This is a genomic window from Ruegeria sp. HKCCA0370, assembly GCF_013033705.1.
In the GTDB taxonomy this organism is placed as follows: Bacteria; Pseudomonadota; Alphaproteobacteria; order Rhodobacterales; family Rhodobacteraceae; genus Ruegeria.
Map to the genome: position 1 here is coordinate 20,421 of NZ_WQEP01000003.1, position 16,016 is coordinate 36,436.

A 16,016-nucleotide genomic window follows, 5' to 3' on the forward strand; every position below is an offset into this window, starting at 1 on the left:
GGCACCTGGCAGACCGAAAAGGGCCAAGCTCAATCCGGCAACCCAGCTTCCCGAAGATCTTCAACGAACCTGTCAATATCGCGTTGTTGCAGGTTTTCGAATGCCAGACGGACGCGGGAACAGGTCATGTCGGGGCGTTTTTCTTGGCTCTGACGAATCATTCGTCTCGCGGCGCCTATGGCTTTCTGCCGAATCAGTATTGCCGCCAGTACATAGCGACCGAACGGATCAACCGATTTTCCCTCCAATGCTGTTCTCGCACAACTTTCGGCCTGGCCAAAACTGTCGAGAACATAAAGGCAAAAGGCTTTAGCCAACAATTTCACCTTGAAATAAGGACCCGATGGCCCAAACCGGGTAGCGGTCTCGAAATGCGATAACGCGAGCTTTGCCTGCCCGTTTGCGAGATGCGCATACCCAAGAACCAAATGAGCGTTTGCCGCGCTTGGATTAAGACTGACCGCGAGCTGAGCCTCTGCAATCGCGGTATCGTGTTTGTTGAACTGAGTGTAGGCACGGGCAAGACTTGCGTGCGCAAAACTACTTTGTTCATCCAATGCCACGGCCCGCTCTGCGTGATATAGCGCGCGTTCCTTCGCCTCTTCCCGATCATCGACCTGGACGAAGAACAGTTTCCGAAGCTCGGCGTTCGCAATCACCGCGTGCGCAAGTGCATAGTCTGGTGCGATGTCGATAGTTCTGGTTAGAATATCCTTTGCCTTCTGTGTATCTTCATCTGTGAATTTGAAGAGATGCCATAGCGCTTTTTGAACCCTGTCCCAAACGTTGACCTCACCACGTTTCAACCGGGCTTGTTCGCGCAAGTCGAACCGTAACTCCCAATCTATGTGCCCGACAACGGCTGACGCGATCTCCTCCTGCAAGGAAAAGACATCTTCTGTCTTGTGATCCAGGCGATCAGCCCAAAGATCATGCCCGGTCGATGTATCTACCAGATGGGCAGTCACGCGAACGCGCTGATCGTCATAACGCACGGAACCCTCTACCAAATAGTGGGCCCCGAGACGTTGTGCGATCTCTTCTCCAACCAAAGAAGCATCCTTGAGGAGCTGGGTGGAGGTTGGTGAGACGACTGACAGCCAATCCACTTTGGCAAGTTCGGTTACAAGTTCATGGTTGATGCCAGCCACAAACCCGTTGGTGTCGCTTTGCCCACTAAGGCAGTCGAAAGGTAGCACTGCGATTACTGGTTTTTGCGGCGCTGGAAGCTGAGTGATCATCTGATCAAACAGACGGTCTTTTTCGGGTGGAGGCTCGGTTCTTGGTGCAAGCGTTTCGGCCTTAGATTGAGAATCAGACATAGCTCCCCGTGTCGCTGGAAAACGGAACACTGGACCGTGTCTGGGCCATTCAACATTGTTGAGTGTCATGTAGTCTTTGAGATTGTGAGCTGCATACAAGAATGCGTGGCTGCGTGCGCCGACGTTGAGGTTCTTGTGTGCAAAATTCAGGCCCACGGCGACACGGGCCAGCAAGTATTGGCTTTCCATAAAGCTTAGCCGATGGCTTTCGTGGCGCTCGACCCAACTCATAGCGCCTCGCCGAAGAGTTCTGACGAACTCGACGAGGCCGACGTCATCCTGCCAAAGCCCCAATGTGTGGTGTTTCGAATGAAAGAGGCCTAAGTCATCTAGGATGGCATCCCATTGGGCAGGTATGCAGTTTCCGCGCCGCGCCAGAAGGTACGCCATCTCGAAATACGCATGATCGTAAAACAAGAATTGCTTGTCTTCATACATGGCCAAATCGATCAGAAAATAATCAGGATCGCGGGACTGGTGCGATCGAACCAGTACATTGTAGCCATGGAGGTCCCCATGCACCCGTCCCTTTGCCGCTCTTACGCTCAACCGGCCCGGCAGGTTCTTTTCAAAGGCAAAGGCCAGCGGGTTTGGGTACCAATGCCCTTCAAACATAAGACAACGCTCGTGCGGGTCATGTCCGCAAACATCCAAAAGAAAGTGATGTAGCCGGCCTGGCTCAGGATCCAACCTGTAGCCGAGCCATCCAGCAAGCAGATCCTGAGGCGAGTGCAAGCCAGGCGCCATCTTGTAATCGATATTCCAGTCATCAAGCAGGCTTCTCGACAGCCGCTCTAGAACGTTCAAGGCCGGCTCATAGCCGCAATCGTTCCAGGGAAGTGAGTATTCAAGTCCTTGCGCCACAACGGTGGACAGGATCGCAATCTTACCCTCGTGTTCCAAAGAGTGGACGACGCGCGCCAGGTGCTTTGATCCAAACGCGGGAACCGCTTCAAACGCTTCCAGATGCCTTTGGTTTTCGGCCTTTTCATTCCATTCCGGATCGGGCAGGGCGTCGAACTTAAGTATGGCCTGGCCGCTGAACGTGTCGCATGTAATGTCGACAATATAAACTAGGGCTCCGGACTTACCGGCACTTAGCTGCCGGTGAAAATAAATCTCATCCTTTACCAACCAGCGGTCAGTTATCAGCGGCAGAAGCTCAATGTACGCTTCAGGCCATCCGAGATCATCGATGGCGTGCATTAACGACACTCCGCAGAAGTTCGGCTAAGGACTGTGCAAATCTGTAAGGCGGCAACGTTTGGTGACATGATACACAAACAATTGCGTGAACCAAGGCGTTTAAGTTGACCGGTCAGAGTATTCCGCGCGGCGGCTTGATCTGCCTAAAGAAGACCCAACGGCCTGCAACATGCATGAAGGACAGCTTTACGAGTGGAAACATGAATCAGCTGTTGAACGCGATTATTAACTGCATCGGGCCGCGAGAGTAGGCTTTGCAAAAAGTAGGGCTTTAGTACGCTTTCCTTCCTTTGAGCCGCGCCGCGAACTCAAACCCAAAGCGTTTTGGGTATAATGCTCGAAAACGGTGTTCTGTATAGTTAACCAGATAACTCTGATAATCGAAGCCGACCTTCGAAACGCCAACTGGGTGGAAGCTCTGTGGCAAACTTTGTTCCCACCGATCAGACCACGCGCCGTTTTGGTGGTGCATCTGCCGATCATCATGTATCTGGTTGTAGAGACAGACGGATACCTAGCGGACGGAACCAAACTTGTGGACGGAATTGATAAGATCGACGGGGCTACCGAGGCGGTAGCGCTGTTTTTATTGTCAATTGCGTTCATCCGGCTCATTTCGCCGGAGCGCTTGGCAACCACCCCCGACTGAAAGACGTGGTGGCTAACGCTTCGAGTTGCTCGCATGCGGAACTTGGCGAAGCAGATGAATTGGACCAAGGCGATCCAATTGAGCTTGGAAAGCAGACTGCCGCGATTGCACGGAAGAATCCGTAGGTTCAAGTAGTTGGAGGGTGTTACGGAACCGATATACGCCAGCTGAAACCGATGGTCAGCGAATTGGCGCAACCAACTTGGTTCAAATTGCTCGTTTATGCTGAAATCTGAGGCAATACTATGATTTCTTCCTACAACCTGTCAAATGGCGGTCCAAAGTTGCTGTCCGCGCGGATGTTTATTGCTGCATTGCGGATTCCCAGGAGCGGACTGTGATAGGCGGCTGTTGATAGTATTACTGCTCGAAACGAAGCAAAGACTCGATTTCACATCCAGAATGGTTTTCAGGGGGCCGGGTCAATGAATTGTCCTAGTCATCTTGGATTCAGAAACCAAATTCCGTTGCGCGGCTACCTACGGGTGGCCGATTGACGGTTTGTTGGGGTTATCTTTCCATTCTTTGATCTTGAGAGCTCTTCCTAAGCCTTTCGCCAACGCATCGAGGTACGGACCTGAAAACATAACTTGAACTTTCTGTTCTGTGTCCTGGTTGATACTTCCGCCTGTGTCGTCAACGAGCGGGTTCGTATCGGTAAGGCCGTTGTCTCAAGCCGCGCGGACAGACTGGAAATGCGCCTCGCCATCTAGGAAGAAGCCATCGCTGGCTTTTGTGAAGGAAACAGTTTTCCACTCGTCTCGCCGGCCCCGGCGCCCTAATCCTTCATGGTCTCGAGCGGAGAAGAGTTTGTGATATACTTGATAACTTCGTTGCTGACAGTCGGCAATTTATTGGAGCTCCTCCCATGTTGCGCCGTGTCCAATAGTAAGAGGTTAGCAATGAGGTTGAATGAAGGTCGAAACTCCGGCGATCCCGTGAAAATAGCGTCACAATTCAACTCGTCTTTGATAGAGGCCGGTGTCCCACTCTGGCGCGCAAATATCCGTCATCCACGCCGTGGTTCGGGCAAATTCGCTCTTGTCGCTCCGGCGCTTCCAGCGGTTATTGAGCGTCTTGGGCGGACGGAATTACTCTCACGCTGGCAGTGGACCAGCATCGCGCGTGGCGAAAAAATTTGCAACGATCAGGGCAGACTGTTTTCGGAACTTGAATTTGGAGCCAATTTACCTTTCACATCGGGATGGGCGCCCAGCTCGCTCTCAGCGTCAGCAAGCGAAATTGCTTCATCTTCACCGGCAGCAAGGACGGCAGTTTCAGGCGTAACCACCCTTGCGGGAGCGCTGACTCTAAATGCAGTCTTCTCGCCCTCGGGAACTGCGGACTTAGTGAGAATTCGCCAAATCGTAAATAGTATCATCAGGCAATGCGCTGCGACGGTTGTAAGAAACAAACCCCGCGGCCCGAGTGCTGTCATGGCGAAACCAGCGATCAACGGCCCTACAATTGAACCTAAGCCGAAGACCATCAAAAGGCCGCCTGAGACTTGGATGGACGTTCCAGGTGGTGCATGGTCGTTCGCGTGCGCAACAATGATTGGATACATCGCAAAAATTGCAGCGCCGAACATCCCGACCAAAGCAAGGTTCATGACGCGCGACTCCGGCGCAAGAAGGACAAAAGCCAGATCCGAAGCAAGAGCTACGACCGCTGTAAAAAGTAAGACTTTACGCCGGTCCATTCGATCACTTGCAAATCCAATTGGAATTTGTGCAAAAGCTCCGGCCAAAACCGGAATACTCGCGAACAAAGCTATTGCAGTAAGTGATAGCCCAACGCGATCCGCATACACCGCAGCAAGAGTCCCAAATGCTGCATTTGAAATGCCAACAAGAAAGACCGCAGCGACCGCAACTGGTGAGTTTCGCCACAACGCCGGTAGATCGAGACGCACAGATGTCAGGGGTGCTGGCGATGCCGAGGTTGACAGGGCAGTTGGTATAAGCGCCAAACAATAGACCATCGCGCCTACGGCAAAGAAAATGAAACCCGTTGCATCTCCCAGTGAGATAGCCATCTGACCGGCTGTCACCGCACCCAGGTTAACCATCGTGTAGACACCAAAGACTGTACCACGCGTATTGGGTTCAACCTTGTCGTTGAGCCAAGATTCGACGATCATTGCTGCGCCAGCAAAACAAAATCCTGATACTGCGCGCGACGGTATCCAAGCCCACGTTTCCACTACAACGGCCTGGAAAAGGATCGTTACGGCAGCGAGAGCACACATTACGCCGAAGGTTCGAATATGCCCTACTGCCCCAACAAGCCTTGGTGCAACAAGGCATCCTGCTACATAGCCAACTGCCCACCCCGTTCCTAAAAGGCCGAGAGAGCTGGCGGAAAAACCTTCGAAGGATCCACGAACGGGAAGTATCAGACCGTGGACACCACCTGCAAATAGAAGAAGCCCTGATCCAAGAAGTAGCGCTGATATCGGTAAGAGCTGTCGGAACATCGGCTCCAGCCTAATGTCAAATTGGGAAATGAGAAGCTATTTTGCTCGCAAACGCGATTTGGCGAAGGTGATCAAGGCTTTCTGTCCAGCAGTTTGGTCAACCTTTGGCAATCTGCTTTCGCTACAACCACTTCGAGAGTTTGAATACGACGTAAAGTGCAATTCCGATGGCAACCGACGCCAGTGTCAGCGCCCAAAACGCAAAGGGCGCACTCAAGCCGGGCATTCCAGCAATATTCACGCCAAACAGTCCAGTCAGAAATCCGAGTGGCAGAAAGATCGCGGCCACGACAGACAAGAGATAGCCGTTTCGAGCAAGCGCATTCGCGTGTTCGGCGTCCATTTGCTCCTGAAGGGCTGTCAAGCGGTCCCGGCTTGCATCCAGTTCCTCAAGCGTACGGCGAGTGCGGTTCGCGGTTTCATTGACCAATACGGATGCGTCGCTGTGAATTAGCTACTTTTCAATGAGGACAAAGCATCGAGCGCATCGCGTTGCGGGTTGATATAGCGCCGAAGTTTGATCACCGTTTGCCGCAAACGCGCAATGCTCTCTGGTTTGATTTCATTTCCTGAAAGCCCAACCTCTTCGAGAGAGTCTGTCTCGTCTTCAAGTTCAAGGGAAACAGCCTCAATCCGCTTTGTGAGCCCCGAAGCAAGTTCTGCCAAAAATGCACCAACACTTTCCGGCCCCGTACCGCTTTCGGCTTTTAGGCGAAGACTATCTGCTACCCAGACTTTGCGCACACGGGCAGATACGATGGTTCTTTCCGTGGCCCAGAGCCTTAGAGAAACCATATCCTCCGGAGACGCGTCAGGGTTCAGGTTAACGCCGCGCAGGTTCAGGATGATGCCATCCTCGTGCAGATCACATCGTGGTCGCGTTTCGGATTGAAGCAATGCTTGCGCGGCTATGTTTGGCAGTTGTTCGGATGCCCATTGCCTTAAGCCGCTGTCGGCGAGGTCGAAATGACTCCAGCGGTAACCGTTTTGCTGCCTTGCAAAGGGTTCTAGCCACTCTGAAGAGACGGGGACTGCTTGGCCAGCTACTATATCAAACGCGCAGATGGGAGTGACTGTTTGGGTGTTCATTGGCAATCCTTCTTTATGTGGGTTGGAAAGTTAAGACCACTGATGCTGGCCGCAACACGGATTGCCTTTTTAGAGTGTGCAGCTTTACTCCTATGCAATACCTTTCCGCACTAGGGTCTGGGCAATCAATCCAGACCATCCCGGCTTCGCCGCGCAGAAATGTGGCAAGGGTCATGCTGTTGCTGCGCATCTAAATGATTGGCTTTGTGGTAGGAAAGGCAAAGCGCAATGGCGACCTCGATACTCTCGCCGGTCTCATAGTCAAAACAGTGTTCCGGTCCGCAGAGTTCCAGAATCTCCCCGAGTTGGATCAGTTTCGATACCGTGGCGCCGCAGTGATCACAGAACCCGTTTGCAAGAGCAGCCTTGAGTTCCGGTAGTTCCACAGTTTTTTGAAAGTTGCACTTTCACTTACTCACATGCTTCCAAAACCCCACGTAACGCAATCAGCGATATCTCGGCGATGTCAGACTTCAAGGCTCGGCGATGAGATTAAGGGGGCTTGTGGTCTGGGTTCAGCCCTTCCTTTGAGCTGAGATTTTGGTTTCGGAATTAATCTAACTCGTATTCAACAAACGGAGGCCGCAAGGCTGCGAAGCTGTTTTGCGGCTTGACCCGGCAACCCATCAACGTCGCTCTCATCAAACACCGCATAGGCTGCGTATGCGAAGCGCGGCGCAGCCTCTATCAATGCGAGCCAGCCTTCTTCAAGCTCTGGCATAATCACACGCTTGGGAAAGTACCCGGCTGCAGGAACTGACTTCAGATACTGAAGGCCCAGGGTTCCGATGCCAAGCTGAAGGCGCGGCGTGTCAAGCTCAGGAAAGTTCAACAAATGGTCTGCTCGGAACTCAGGGCCCCAATCAATAAAGACATAGTTGACGCTGTGAACGGTTGGAAGGGCCAACGGGCCGCTGGTGACAAGAACAAACTCATCTTCAAAGAGTTGTAATGCAGAGAGGCTCGACACGCTTCGCGGCCGATACATGATTGCAAGGTCCAGTTGTCCTTCTTCAATCTCGCGCGTCAGTGTTTCGGAAGAAGCGGCTGATGCTCTGATTGCAACATCGGGTAGCGATGTCATTAGATCTGGCAAGGCATTTATGAGATATCCGTCCCAAAGGCTCGGCGCCGCGCCGATTTCCAACGCTGCTGCCATGGTGGCGGGAAGACCAGCGTCCAGCTTTGCCTGTGTCCAGGTGCGCACCAGAACCTGAGCGTGTTTGAGGAAATGCCGCCCTGCAATGGTCAGTGTTGCGCCTGACTTACCACGTTGGAACACCGGCTGACCAAGCTGTTGCTCAAGCGTTCGAATTCGCATGCTGACTGTTGATTGCGTGACATGAACTTTGTTCGCAGCATCGAAAAAGGTGCCCGATTCAACAACCGCGAGGAAAGTTCGAGCAAGTTCAATATCCATAGCCAACCTATTTGAATATCCGATATTATCGGCGAGAAAAATTCGTTATTCAACAAGATACGTGTGTGCCATACTCTCTATGTAGCGCGAAAGTGCCCCCACCAGATCGGAACGCCAATCAACAATTCTCGTTTGTAGTGGAGATCCCGAGCTGAGGAACCGTTGCAATCTGAATCCTGTGAATTTGCCACCCACACCGGAGCGCTGCACCTACCCCACAATGGGCAAGAAGCCCATTTTCTCATGGAGAAAACAAAATGAGTCGAGTTTCTGTTGTTGCTCTTCTCTCTTCGCTGTTTGCTGTTCCGGCATTCGCTATGCCCGCTGATCTTGACATGGACGGTGATGGCCTGGCGTCTCTGGCAGAGCTTCAGACCAAGTATCCTGAAGTCTCGGATGATCTCTTCCTGGAGATCGATGCGAATGCAGATGGTTTCATCAATGACGACGAATTGGTTGCCGCCGTTGACGCAGAACTTCTCCCTGGTCCCACAGGTGATCAGTAAGCAAAGGTTGTCACGGCTATGAGGAAGCCAATCCCGCCCCACAAATGGCTGCTTGCCGCGATGGGTATTTGGTTGGTTTTGTCCCCCTTTGTCCTGTTTCGGGAGGAAACACTGTTGCAGGGCATGGCTGAACTTGAAGCAGTCGCCTTCATGGCAACTGGCATTGTTGTTCTGGTCATGTCCGGCGCTGACGGCCGGAGCCACCTTCTCGCACGGGTGGCTCCGGTTTCAGCTCTGGGGTTCCTATTGATCGCGGCTCCAACGTCGCTGAACTTCACCGGCCATATTGTGGCGACGGCCAATGCATGGCTAACGGGATCAGCGCTGATCGCGCTCGTCGTATGGGAGGTAATGGCGAGCCGCGGATTGCTTGCAATCTCGTAACCTGGCGCGGGGCGGGCAACTGCCCCGCGTTTTTACATTCAGACTATCTAAATGATCTCGTCTTCATCGAACATTGGATCGCCGTCGAGCTGATTGGCGATCATGTCGATCCGCATTTCAACATCCGCGCTCGTCGTTTTGGCGATATGAAACAAGGCGTCGCCCTCGTGCACAAATGGCAAATTAGTGCGTCCTACAATGATGCCGTCCGCTTCTCCAAGAACGTCCATTCTGATTTCCCCAAACGGGTCCGAAATCCGGCCGAGCAAGTCGCCAACCTCTACATATTCGCCCGCCGCCTTGAATGTTCTTAGCAATCCACCGGCCGGAGCGCGTACCCAGGAACTCATTCTTGCATGAACGGGCGCCTCACGCACAGACGCGATCCCGCGCTTGGCAACCATGCCCATCGCGTTCATTACCCGAAGAATACCGGCGAGCCCCGCCCGCGCCGAAAGCTCGTCAAATCGAAGCCCTTCGCCACCTTCAAACAGCAATACATCGACGCCGCGCTCTTGGGCTGCCTTTCGCAGCGACCCGTCGCGCAGCTTTGAAATCATGACGACCGGTGCACCGAACGCATCGGCGTATCTGATCGTTGCATCCGAGGCCGGAGAAACTCGTATTTGAGGCAGGTTGGTGCGATGAATAGCGGCAGAATGAAGATCGATACCGAGATCGGAACGCTCAACAATTTCGGTCATGAAGATATGTGCGAGGCGGCCCGCCAATGATCCGCCCTCGCTACCGGGAAAAGACCGGTTCAGGTCGCGCCTGTCCGGAAGGTATCTCGATTGGGTCATGAAGCCGAACGCGTTCACTATAGGCACAACCAGCAACGTGCCCGCGATCTTGTCGAGTTGAGGGGCCCGTAGCAATCGCCGTGCGATTTCGACGCCAATCACTTCATCGCCATGAACCGCCGCGCTGACAAACAGGACCGGCCCTGGGCGGCGGCCATGAACCACATGCACTGACATGCTGACCGGCGTATGATCGGACATCACGCTCACCGGCAGGTCCAGCGTAGTCCGCGTGCCTGCCGGGACGGTGAAACCGCCGATTTCAAATGGCTCGCGCATGGCTGTTATCCGCGCCCTCTGGTCTTAGTGTTTCCCTTGGCGGCGTTCTTTTCCAGAAACTCGATGATCTTGCCTGCAACATCAATGCCAGTTGCCTTTTCCACCCCCTCAAGTCCGGGTGAGGAATTCACCTCCATGACAACCGCCCCATGATTGGCGCGCAGCATATCTACGCCACAGACATTCAGCCCCATCGTCTTAGCTGCACGCACAGCGACAGAGCGTTCCTCGGGTGAGATCTTGATAGGCTGGGCGCTCCCGCCCCGGTGCAGGTTGGATCGGAACTCTCCTTCGGCCCCCTTCCGCTGCATCGCCGCGATAACGCGGCCACCAACCACAAGCGCACGAATATCTGTACCGCCCGCTTCCTTGATGAACTCCTGTACCATGATGTTAACTTTCGCGCCGCGAAATGCCTCGACCACGGATTTTGCCGAGCGGTTTGAGTCGGCAAGAACCACCCCGATGCCCTGCGTACCTTCCAGAAGCTTGACCACCAGAGGAGCGTCCCCCGCGAGTTTGAGAACTTCGTCGGTTTGCTTTGGATCATGAGCGAACGTGGTGACAGGCAGGCCAATGCCGTCCCGCGCCATGAGTTGCATGGAGCGCAGCTTGTCGCGCGATCTGCCAATCGCCACTGACTCGTTGAGTGGAAAGACCCCCATGATCTCGAACTGTCGCAGCACGGCCAATCCATAGAATGTGACCGATGCTCCGATCCGGGGGATCACCGCGTCGTAGTGTCCGAGGTTTTTGCCGTCACAGTAAACCTCCGGTCGACGCGACGCTATGTTCATGTAGCAGCGCAGCGTGTTCACGACATCAAGTTCATGCCCCCGCTGTTCGGCGGCTTCCTTGAGGCGCTTGTGCGAGTAAAGATCAGGGTTCCGGGCCAGCATCACAATTTTCATTCTCGGCTTCCCTCTATGTCTTTGATGTTAGCTTTTTTCTTGGTATTGCTAGGTGTTTTGGTGCTTTCAGTAGATATGAATGACCCGGATCGACAAGGATACCGCGCCTGCGAATGGCTGTGCGGCCGAGAATCAAGTCAAATTCCATCTTCGCGCGGTTGGCCAGAGAGACGTCGATCTGCCAGCGATGCCGTCCAAGTAAAAGCTGCGTTCTCACGATCAGTCGACGTTCGGGGACACCACCTGTGTTCTTGATCTCGCGTTCGTCGACAACCCTAGTTCGAACCCGGTTTGGTGAACGGCGGTTTTGGACTGGTATCATGAACTCGACCCATCGCTCGCCGTCAATTTCAAACACTGTCTGGTCCACAGCATGGAGTGCTGCGGTTCTTGCACCGGTGTCTATCTTGGCCGGGATATTCTCTATTCCGAATTCGGGCAGGCTTATGCGTTCACGCCAACCTATGATTTCCGGGTTTGCTGCACGCTTTGCCATGGCGTCTAAGTCACGCAATCATCATTGGCGCGCCGGTAGTTCACAAATGAATTCGCGCTCATGACGACGTAAAATGTGTCCATATCGATTAACACGTATCCAAGTTCAAATAGCGCTGCCGACAGTGCGTGGATGTCAGATTCATATAAACGTCTTCGCCCAGCAATCCGGCGCAGGAGCTTATCCGCGATTCGATAACGTCCATTTGGCTTACCGCCGAAGTCCTGATCGTACAGTTCGGCCAAGCGTTTTGCGGTGAATGATATCCAGTCACTTTCATTCATAGCTGTATCTAATATGGCAAATTTTATTTGTCTATAGGTAAAATTTTTCTGCTATAACGCTTGCACTGGCAAAACCTCCAACGATGGAGCGAAAATGAGCGACACAGAAATTATCCCGAAGGAACTGGAAGCGCAGTTGCAGCAAGCCCTGGCAGAGCGTGACGGGGCTGAGCTCGCAAAACTGCTTGATCCGCTTCCGTTGAGCGATGCCCTGCGTGAACTGCTCAATCTGCCAGTAGAGCAGCGGAGTGCCGCACTATCTTTGCTGCCACCGGAACTGGCTGCCGAACTTGTCGAAGAGGCTCCGAACGCGATGGCGGTCGACCTTGTCGAGCGCATGGAGTCTGAGCAGGCCGCAGAGGTCATCGAAGAGCTGGATTCCGATGTTCAGGCTGATGTCATAGGAGAGCTTGAAGACGCAGATGCGGAAGCGATCCTTACCCGGATGGATCCTGAGGACGCCGCAGATGTTCGTCGGCTGGTGGAATATGAGGATGATGTTGCAGGAGGCCTCATGGTTGCCGAAGCCTTCACGTTTTCCGAGACCGATACAGTGGGAAGAGTGCTCAGGCGCTTCGCCAATGAAGAGTATGACCTTGAACGCTATCGGGGTCAGCATCCCTATGTGCTGGATTCAAATGGTGCCCCAATTGGAGTGGTCTCATTACGCAGTCTCGTGTCCACTCGTCGAAGCGCGCGTTTGACCGATATCATGGCGCCTCCAATTGCCGTCCCGGCCAACATGCCGCTGGAGAAATTAGAAGACTTGTTCGATGAACACCCGTTTCTTGGATTACCGGTCGTGGAGGCGGACGGGCATCTGGTGGGCGTCGTCTCGCGGTCTGCCGTCGATGAAGCCCTTCTGGAACGTGCGGAATCGGCCAGCTTGAAACGCCAGGGTGTTTTCGGTGATGAACTTCGGTCGATGCCACTGCCGCTTCGGGCGAGGCGACGGCTTCAATGGCTCTCGGCCAACATTGTTCTCAATGTGATCGCCGCCAGTGTGATAGCCGCCTATGAACAAACCCTCGCGGCCGTTATCGCGCTGGCTGTGTTTCTGCCGATGGTGTCCGACATGAGCGGCTGCTCGGGCAATCAGGCCGTCGCCGTCAGCATGCGCGAGTTGTCCCTCGGCCTTGTCCGGCCCATCGACGCCATGCGTGTCTGGTTCAAAGAAGTGTCGGTCGGGTTGATCAATGGGTTCGTTCTGGGGCTTCTAATTGGCGTCGTTGCCTGGATGTGGAAAGGCAATCCGTTTCTGGGGCTGGTGATTGGTGGAGCACTTGGGCTCAACACCGTCGTCGCCGTGTCCATTGGCGGTGTTCTACCATTGCTGTTGAAGCGCATCGGTCAGGACCCCGCCGTCGCCAGCGGCCCTTTATTGACGACTATAACCGACATGGCGGGGTTCTTCCTCGTATTGAGCCTTGCAACCGCAATGATGCCACTTCTGGTTTGACGTTTTCCCGCACCCGAACCATCAGTTCGGCCGGGTGCCTTCTCACGAGGAAAAAAGAATGACGATCTCAAGCATTGTCGAAACACAGAATCTGAAAAGACGCCCGTTCTGCGACGCCGACACAACGGTGTTCGAAGCGGCTGTGACCATTGCGCTATTGGAGGTGAACGCGCTTGCGGTCCTTGAGGATGGGAAGTTGGTCGGGATCATCACGGATCACGACGTGCTGCTGTGCCTCGCGGATTCAGGCTCGGCCTTCTACGAACAAACAGTGGATGACTGGATGACAGAGAAACCAATTACATGTGCAACTGGCTCGAAGCTTTCAACCGCTCTCAATCTGATGGCGAAACACGACATTCGAAACTTAGTCGTCACCCAACGCGGCGAGCCTTATTCCGTCGTGAGCAGCAAAGAGATACTGGCAAGGATTCATGAGGAAGACGAATTGGAACTGAAAGTATTGCGCGACAGAGAACGCAATAAACCCGGTCGATTTGTTGTTTGAGACGTAATGGCAACTGCATAAATGAGCAAAACCAGAAGGGCCGCCGATACGACAGGTAAGCTGTATGCGCAGGCTGCAGCGCTGCCTTTGAGACTGTCAAACGCTTCTAAGGTAGAGGTGTTGATGGTGACGTCCCGAGATACAGGACGTTGGGTTCCACCAAAGGGATGGACGAACAAGAGAAAAAGTCCTTGGTCATCCGCGAAGATCGAAGCCTGGGAGGAAGCAGGCGCAATAGGCGCTATTTCCAAAACACCGGTCGGGACATACGACTACAACAAAATCCTCAATGACGGCACCGCAATAACTTGCCGCGTGACACTCTACCCGATGGTTGTGCAGAAACTCAGCAAGAAGTGGAAGGAAAAACACGAGCGAACAAGGTGCTGGTTCTCACCCGAGCAAGCGGCAAAGAGTGTGTGTGAACCGGAGTTGGGAGCAATGATTTCGAGCATTGATGCTCGGCCAGACTGGTTGCGAAAAATGTTGAAGAAATACCCCAGTGTCTAGTGTGCACATATCTGCTCGCCCCAGAACTGTTACACCGTGTTGGACCAATCTGGAAAAGACTGACAATGGTATCATCGAAATGCCGGGCAATGGGGCCAGACGGTCAACCCTTTTTGTGCACCACGACGATAAATTGGGTCATCGAAAAGAAGAAGCGTCCGACTTTTGCAAGGCTATGCTGTTCGTCAAACCACGATTGCGCAACAGCGGGTTCAACATGGTCATTTGCGACAGCGTATTGCTTCATGAGGTGCATCATCATGATTGCGAGGCCATCAGGCTTTAGCTGGTAATCTGTCATTGTGAACGGCAAGACATCTTCCACAAAGTTGCCGCGAGCCTTTATCAGTGCGGGCAGTCTTTCCGGGAGGGAACCACTCACAAAGTGTTGGTTCCAAGAAGTCAGCATTTTTTGCATTCTGCGGGGCTCATCGCTGAACCAGATTAAGCTACCAAAGTGCAGATCACTGATGACAAGGCGCCCGCCGGGTTTGACGCACCGCAGCGTGTCATCCAGTGCACCGTCTATATCGTCGATGTACTCAAAGACCTGTACCGAGACGGCCTTGTCAGCACTCTCATCCTCAATGGGCAAGCTATTTGCGGCACCAGCACGAAACTCCAGGTTTGCGTAGTCACTGCATCGTTCTCTTGCGGCTGCTGTCATATCCTCGCTTGGGTCGATCCCGATGACATAGCCATCCGAGCCAACTGCGCGAGCCAACTCCGCTGTTAACATCCCGTTGCCACAACCGACATCCAAAATAGTCTCACCGGGAGCCGGGCGCAGCGCATCAAATGAAGCCTGTCTTCGCCGTGTCAATTCGGCTCCCTGATAGGTGATTTCAAGTAATCTCGTTGTTTCAGCGTCAAATTTAAGCAACTCGCTCCCCTTACAAAGACCACAAGTCTCCAAACCTTATCAGAAAATGGGCTACCTACGAAAAGCAGACGGATCATTGAGGCTTGAACATGGATCTACCAAAATAACTGAAGGTGCCGACTGGTATCGACGAATGATTTAACCCCGAGAGCGAAGGACGCATCTGCCGATTTATCGGACCAGCTTTTTGTCGTCGTTTGAAAGTTCGAACAACATCAATTCAAGGGATGTCGAGGCCGTTCTCGCGTCCAAAATCGGTATAGAAGCTGTCACTGCGGCATCGGTTTAAAGTGGCCTCGTCCGCATCTCTTGGATCGGCGCCAGGGCTTTGAACACCTGTTCCTTCTATGAAGCGGTTCACGAGATTAAAGACACCGCAGACCTGGATAGCATCAAACAATGCACTCTCCGACCAGCCTGCGGCGTAGACCGCTTTTGCATCGGCTTCCGTCATTCGTGATGGCGAGACGGTGAGCTTTTCAATGTATGCTAGTAACGGTTTAAGATGATCCTCGATGGGCGCCGTATCGCGGTCTTCCATCAGTGCCTCGATTGTCTCGACTTCAACGCCATAGGCTTTGGCGAAAACGATGTGTGCGCCATGGCAATAGGCACAAGCATTCAAGCCCGAGACATAGGCTGCAATCAATTCACGTTGGGCGACCGATAGGTCGCTCTCTCCCCTCATCACCAAGCTTTCGTACGCACAAAGCGGGGAAAGTTTGTCTGGAAAGGCTTGATAGACACTTCCGAGTGTCGCGTCCTCCGGCAGAGATGGAAAAAGACGTTTCATTCAGTTTTCTTTCAATCTTGCTATGGATAGGTTTG

17 protein-coding genes are annotated in these 16,016 nt (G+C 53.3%); 6 read left to right on the top strand and 11 right to left on the bottom strand.

What is annotated here, in order from left to right; all coding sequences use genetic code 11:
* Positions 1-29 precede the first annotated feature (29 nt).
* Positions 30-2,528: a hypothetical protein gene (locus tag GOW31_RS08770; RefSeq protein WP_171169360.1), complete on the bottom strand. Its 2,499-nt coding sequence runs from the start codon at positions 2,526-2,528 to the stop codon at positions 30-32.
* Between the two features lie 409 nt (positions 2,529-2,937).
* Between GOW31_RS08770 and GOW31_RS08775 the strand changes: the two genes are divergently transcribed.
* Complete coding sequence (locus tag GOW31_RS08775) at positions 2,938-3,177, top strand: hypothetical protein (protein ID WP_171169361.1); 240 nt, start codon at positions 2,938-2,940, stop codon at positions 3,175-3,177.
* Positions 3,178-4,324: 1,147 nt separating this feature from the next.
* On the opposite strand, the gene GOW31_RS08780 is transcribed toward GOW31_RS08775, so the two are convergent.
* The 4 genes from GOW31_RS08780 to GOW31_RS08790 all read right to left on the bottom strand — a co-directional run bounded on the left by GOW31_RS08780 (position 4,325) and on the right by GOW31_RS08790 (position 8,165).
* Positions 4,325-5,656 carry an MFS transporter gene (locus GOW31_RS08780; RefSeq protein ID WP_171169362.1) on the bottom strand — a complete coding sequence of 444 codons (1,332 nt, stop codon included), beginning with the start codon at positions 5,654-5,656 and terminating at the stop codon, positions 4,325-4,327.
* Positions 5,657-5,777: 121 nt separating this feature from the next.
* Entirely contained in the window at positions 5,778-6,086 is a 309-nt protein-coding gene (locus GOW31_RS22005; RefSeq protein ID WP_254441675.1) for a CorA family divalent cation transporter, read from the bottom strand.
* 20 nt (positions 6,087-6,106) lie between these two features.
* The gene (locus GOW31_RS08785) at positions 6,107-6,745 is read right to left on the bottom strand and encodes a CorA family divalent cation transporter (RefSeq protein ID WP_254441676.1); all 639 of its coding nucleotides are present in this window, start codon (positions 6,743-6,745) and stop codon (positions 6,107-6,109) included.
* Between the two features lie 568 nt (positions 6,746-7,313).
* Positions 7,314-8,165 carry a LysR family transcriptional regulator gene (locus GOW31_RS08790; protein WP_171169364.1) on the bottom strand — a complete coding sequence of 284 codons (852 nt, stop codon included), beginning with the start codon at positions 8,163-8,165 and terminating at the stop codon, positions 7,314-7,316.
* A gap of 257 nt (positions 8,166-8,422) precedes the next feature.
* Here GOW31_RS08790 and GOW31_RS08795 point away from each other — a divergent pair, with 257 nt between their 5' ends.
* Positions 8,423-8,671, top strand: a complete 249-nt coding sequence (locus GOW31_RS08795) for a hypothetical protein (protein ID WP_171169366.1) — start codon at positions 8,423-8,425, stop codon at positions 8,669-8,671.
* 18 nt (positions 8,672-8,689) lie between these two features.
* Positions 8,690-9,055, top strand: coding sequence for a hypothetical protein (locus tag GOW31_RS08800; RefSeq protein ID WP_171169368.1), 366 nt, complete (start codon positions 8,690-8,692; stop codon positions 9,053-9,055).
* A gap of 47 nt (positions 9,056-9,102) precedes the next feature.
* Here GOW31_RS08800 and GOW31_RS08805 read toward each other — a convergent pair whose 3' ends face one another.
* The 4 genes from GOW31_RS08805 to GOW31_RS08820 are packed head-to-tail and all read right to left on the bottom strand — an operon-like array spanning position 9,103 to position 11,828.
* Entirely contained in the window at positions 9,103-10,137 is a 1,035-nt protein-coding gene (locus tag GOW31_RS08805) for a succinylglutamate desuccinylase/aspartoacylase family protein (protein WP_171117733.1), read from the bottom strand.
* Positions 10,138-10,142: 5 nt separating this feature from the next.
* A complete protein-coding gene (rimK, locus tag GOW31_RS08810) occupies positions 10,143-11,048 on the bottom strand; it encodes a 30S ribosomal protein S6--L-glutamate ligase (RefSeq protein ID WP_171169370.1) in 906 nt (301 codons plus the stop codon).
* A 13-nt stretch (positions 11,049-11,061) separates the two neighbouring features.
* A complete protein-coding gene (locus tag GOW31_RS08815; protein WP_171169372.1) occupies positions 11,062-11,544 on the bottom strand; it encodes a RimK/LysX family protein in 483 nt (160 codons plus the stop codon).
* A gap of 5 nt (positions 11,545-11,549) precedes the next feature.
* Positions 11,550-11,828: a hypothetical protein gene (locus tag GOW31_RS08820; RefSeq protein ID WP_171169374.1), complete on the bottom strand. Its 279-nt coding sequence runs from the start codon at positions 11,826-11,828 to the stop codon at positions 11,550-11,552.
* A gap of 94 nt (positions 11,829-11,922) precedes the next feature.
* Between GOW31_RS08820 and mgtE the strand changes: the two genes are divergently transcribed.
* From mgtE to GOW31_RS08835, 3 genes are read left to right on the top strand one after another with little or no spacing between them, the layout of a single operon-like run.
* Positions 11,923-13,287 carry a magnesium transporter gene (gene mgtE / locus GOW31_RS08825; protein WP_171169376.1) on the top strand — a complete coding sequence of 455 codons (1,365 nt, stop codon included), beginning with the start codon at positions 11,923-11,925 and terminating at the stop codon, positions 13,285-13,287.
* Positions 13,288-13,345: 58 nt separating this feature from the next.
* Positions 13,346-13,795, top strand: a complete 450-nt coding sequence (locus GOW31_RS08830; protein ID WP_171117742.1) for a CBS domain-containing protein — start codon at positions 13,346-13,348, stop codon at positions 13,793-13,795.
* A 21-nt stretch (positions 13,796-13,816) separates the two neighbouring features.
* Positions 13,817-14,305 carry an NUDIX hydrolase gene (locus GOW31_RS08835; RefSeq protein WP_171117744.1) on the top strand — a complete coding sequence of 163 codons (489 nt, stop codon included), beginning with the start codon at positions 13,817-13,819 and terminating at the stop codon, positions 14,303-14,305.
* Positions 14,306-14,408: 103 nt separating this feature from the next.
* Here GOW31_RS08835 and GOW31_RS08840 read toward each other — a convergent pair whose 3' ends face one another.
* Together GOW31_RS08840 and GOW31_RS08845 are read right to left on the bottom strand one after the other, a co-directional pair.
* The gene (locus GOW31_RS08840; protein WP_171169378.1) at positions 14,409-15,188 is read right to left on the bottom strand and encodes a methyltransferase domain-containing protein; all 780 of its coding nucleotides are present in this window, start codon (positions 15,186-15,188) and stop codon (positions 14,409-14,411) included.
* A 220-nt stretch (positions 15,189-15,408) separates the two neighbouring features.
* The gene (locus GOW31_RS08845; protein ID WP_171169380.1) at positions 15,409-15,981 is read right to left on the bottom strand and encodes a carboxymuconolactone decarboxylase family protein; all 573 of its coding nucleotides are present in this window, start codon (positions 15,979-15,981) and stop codon (positions 15,409-15,411) included.
* Positions 15,982-16,016 lie beyond the last annotated feature (35 nt).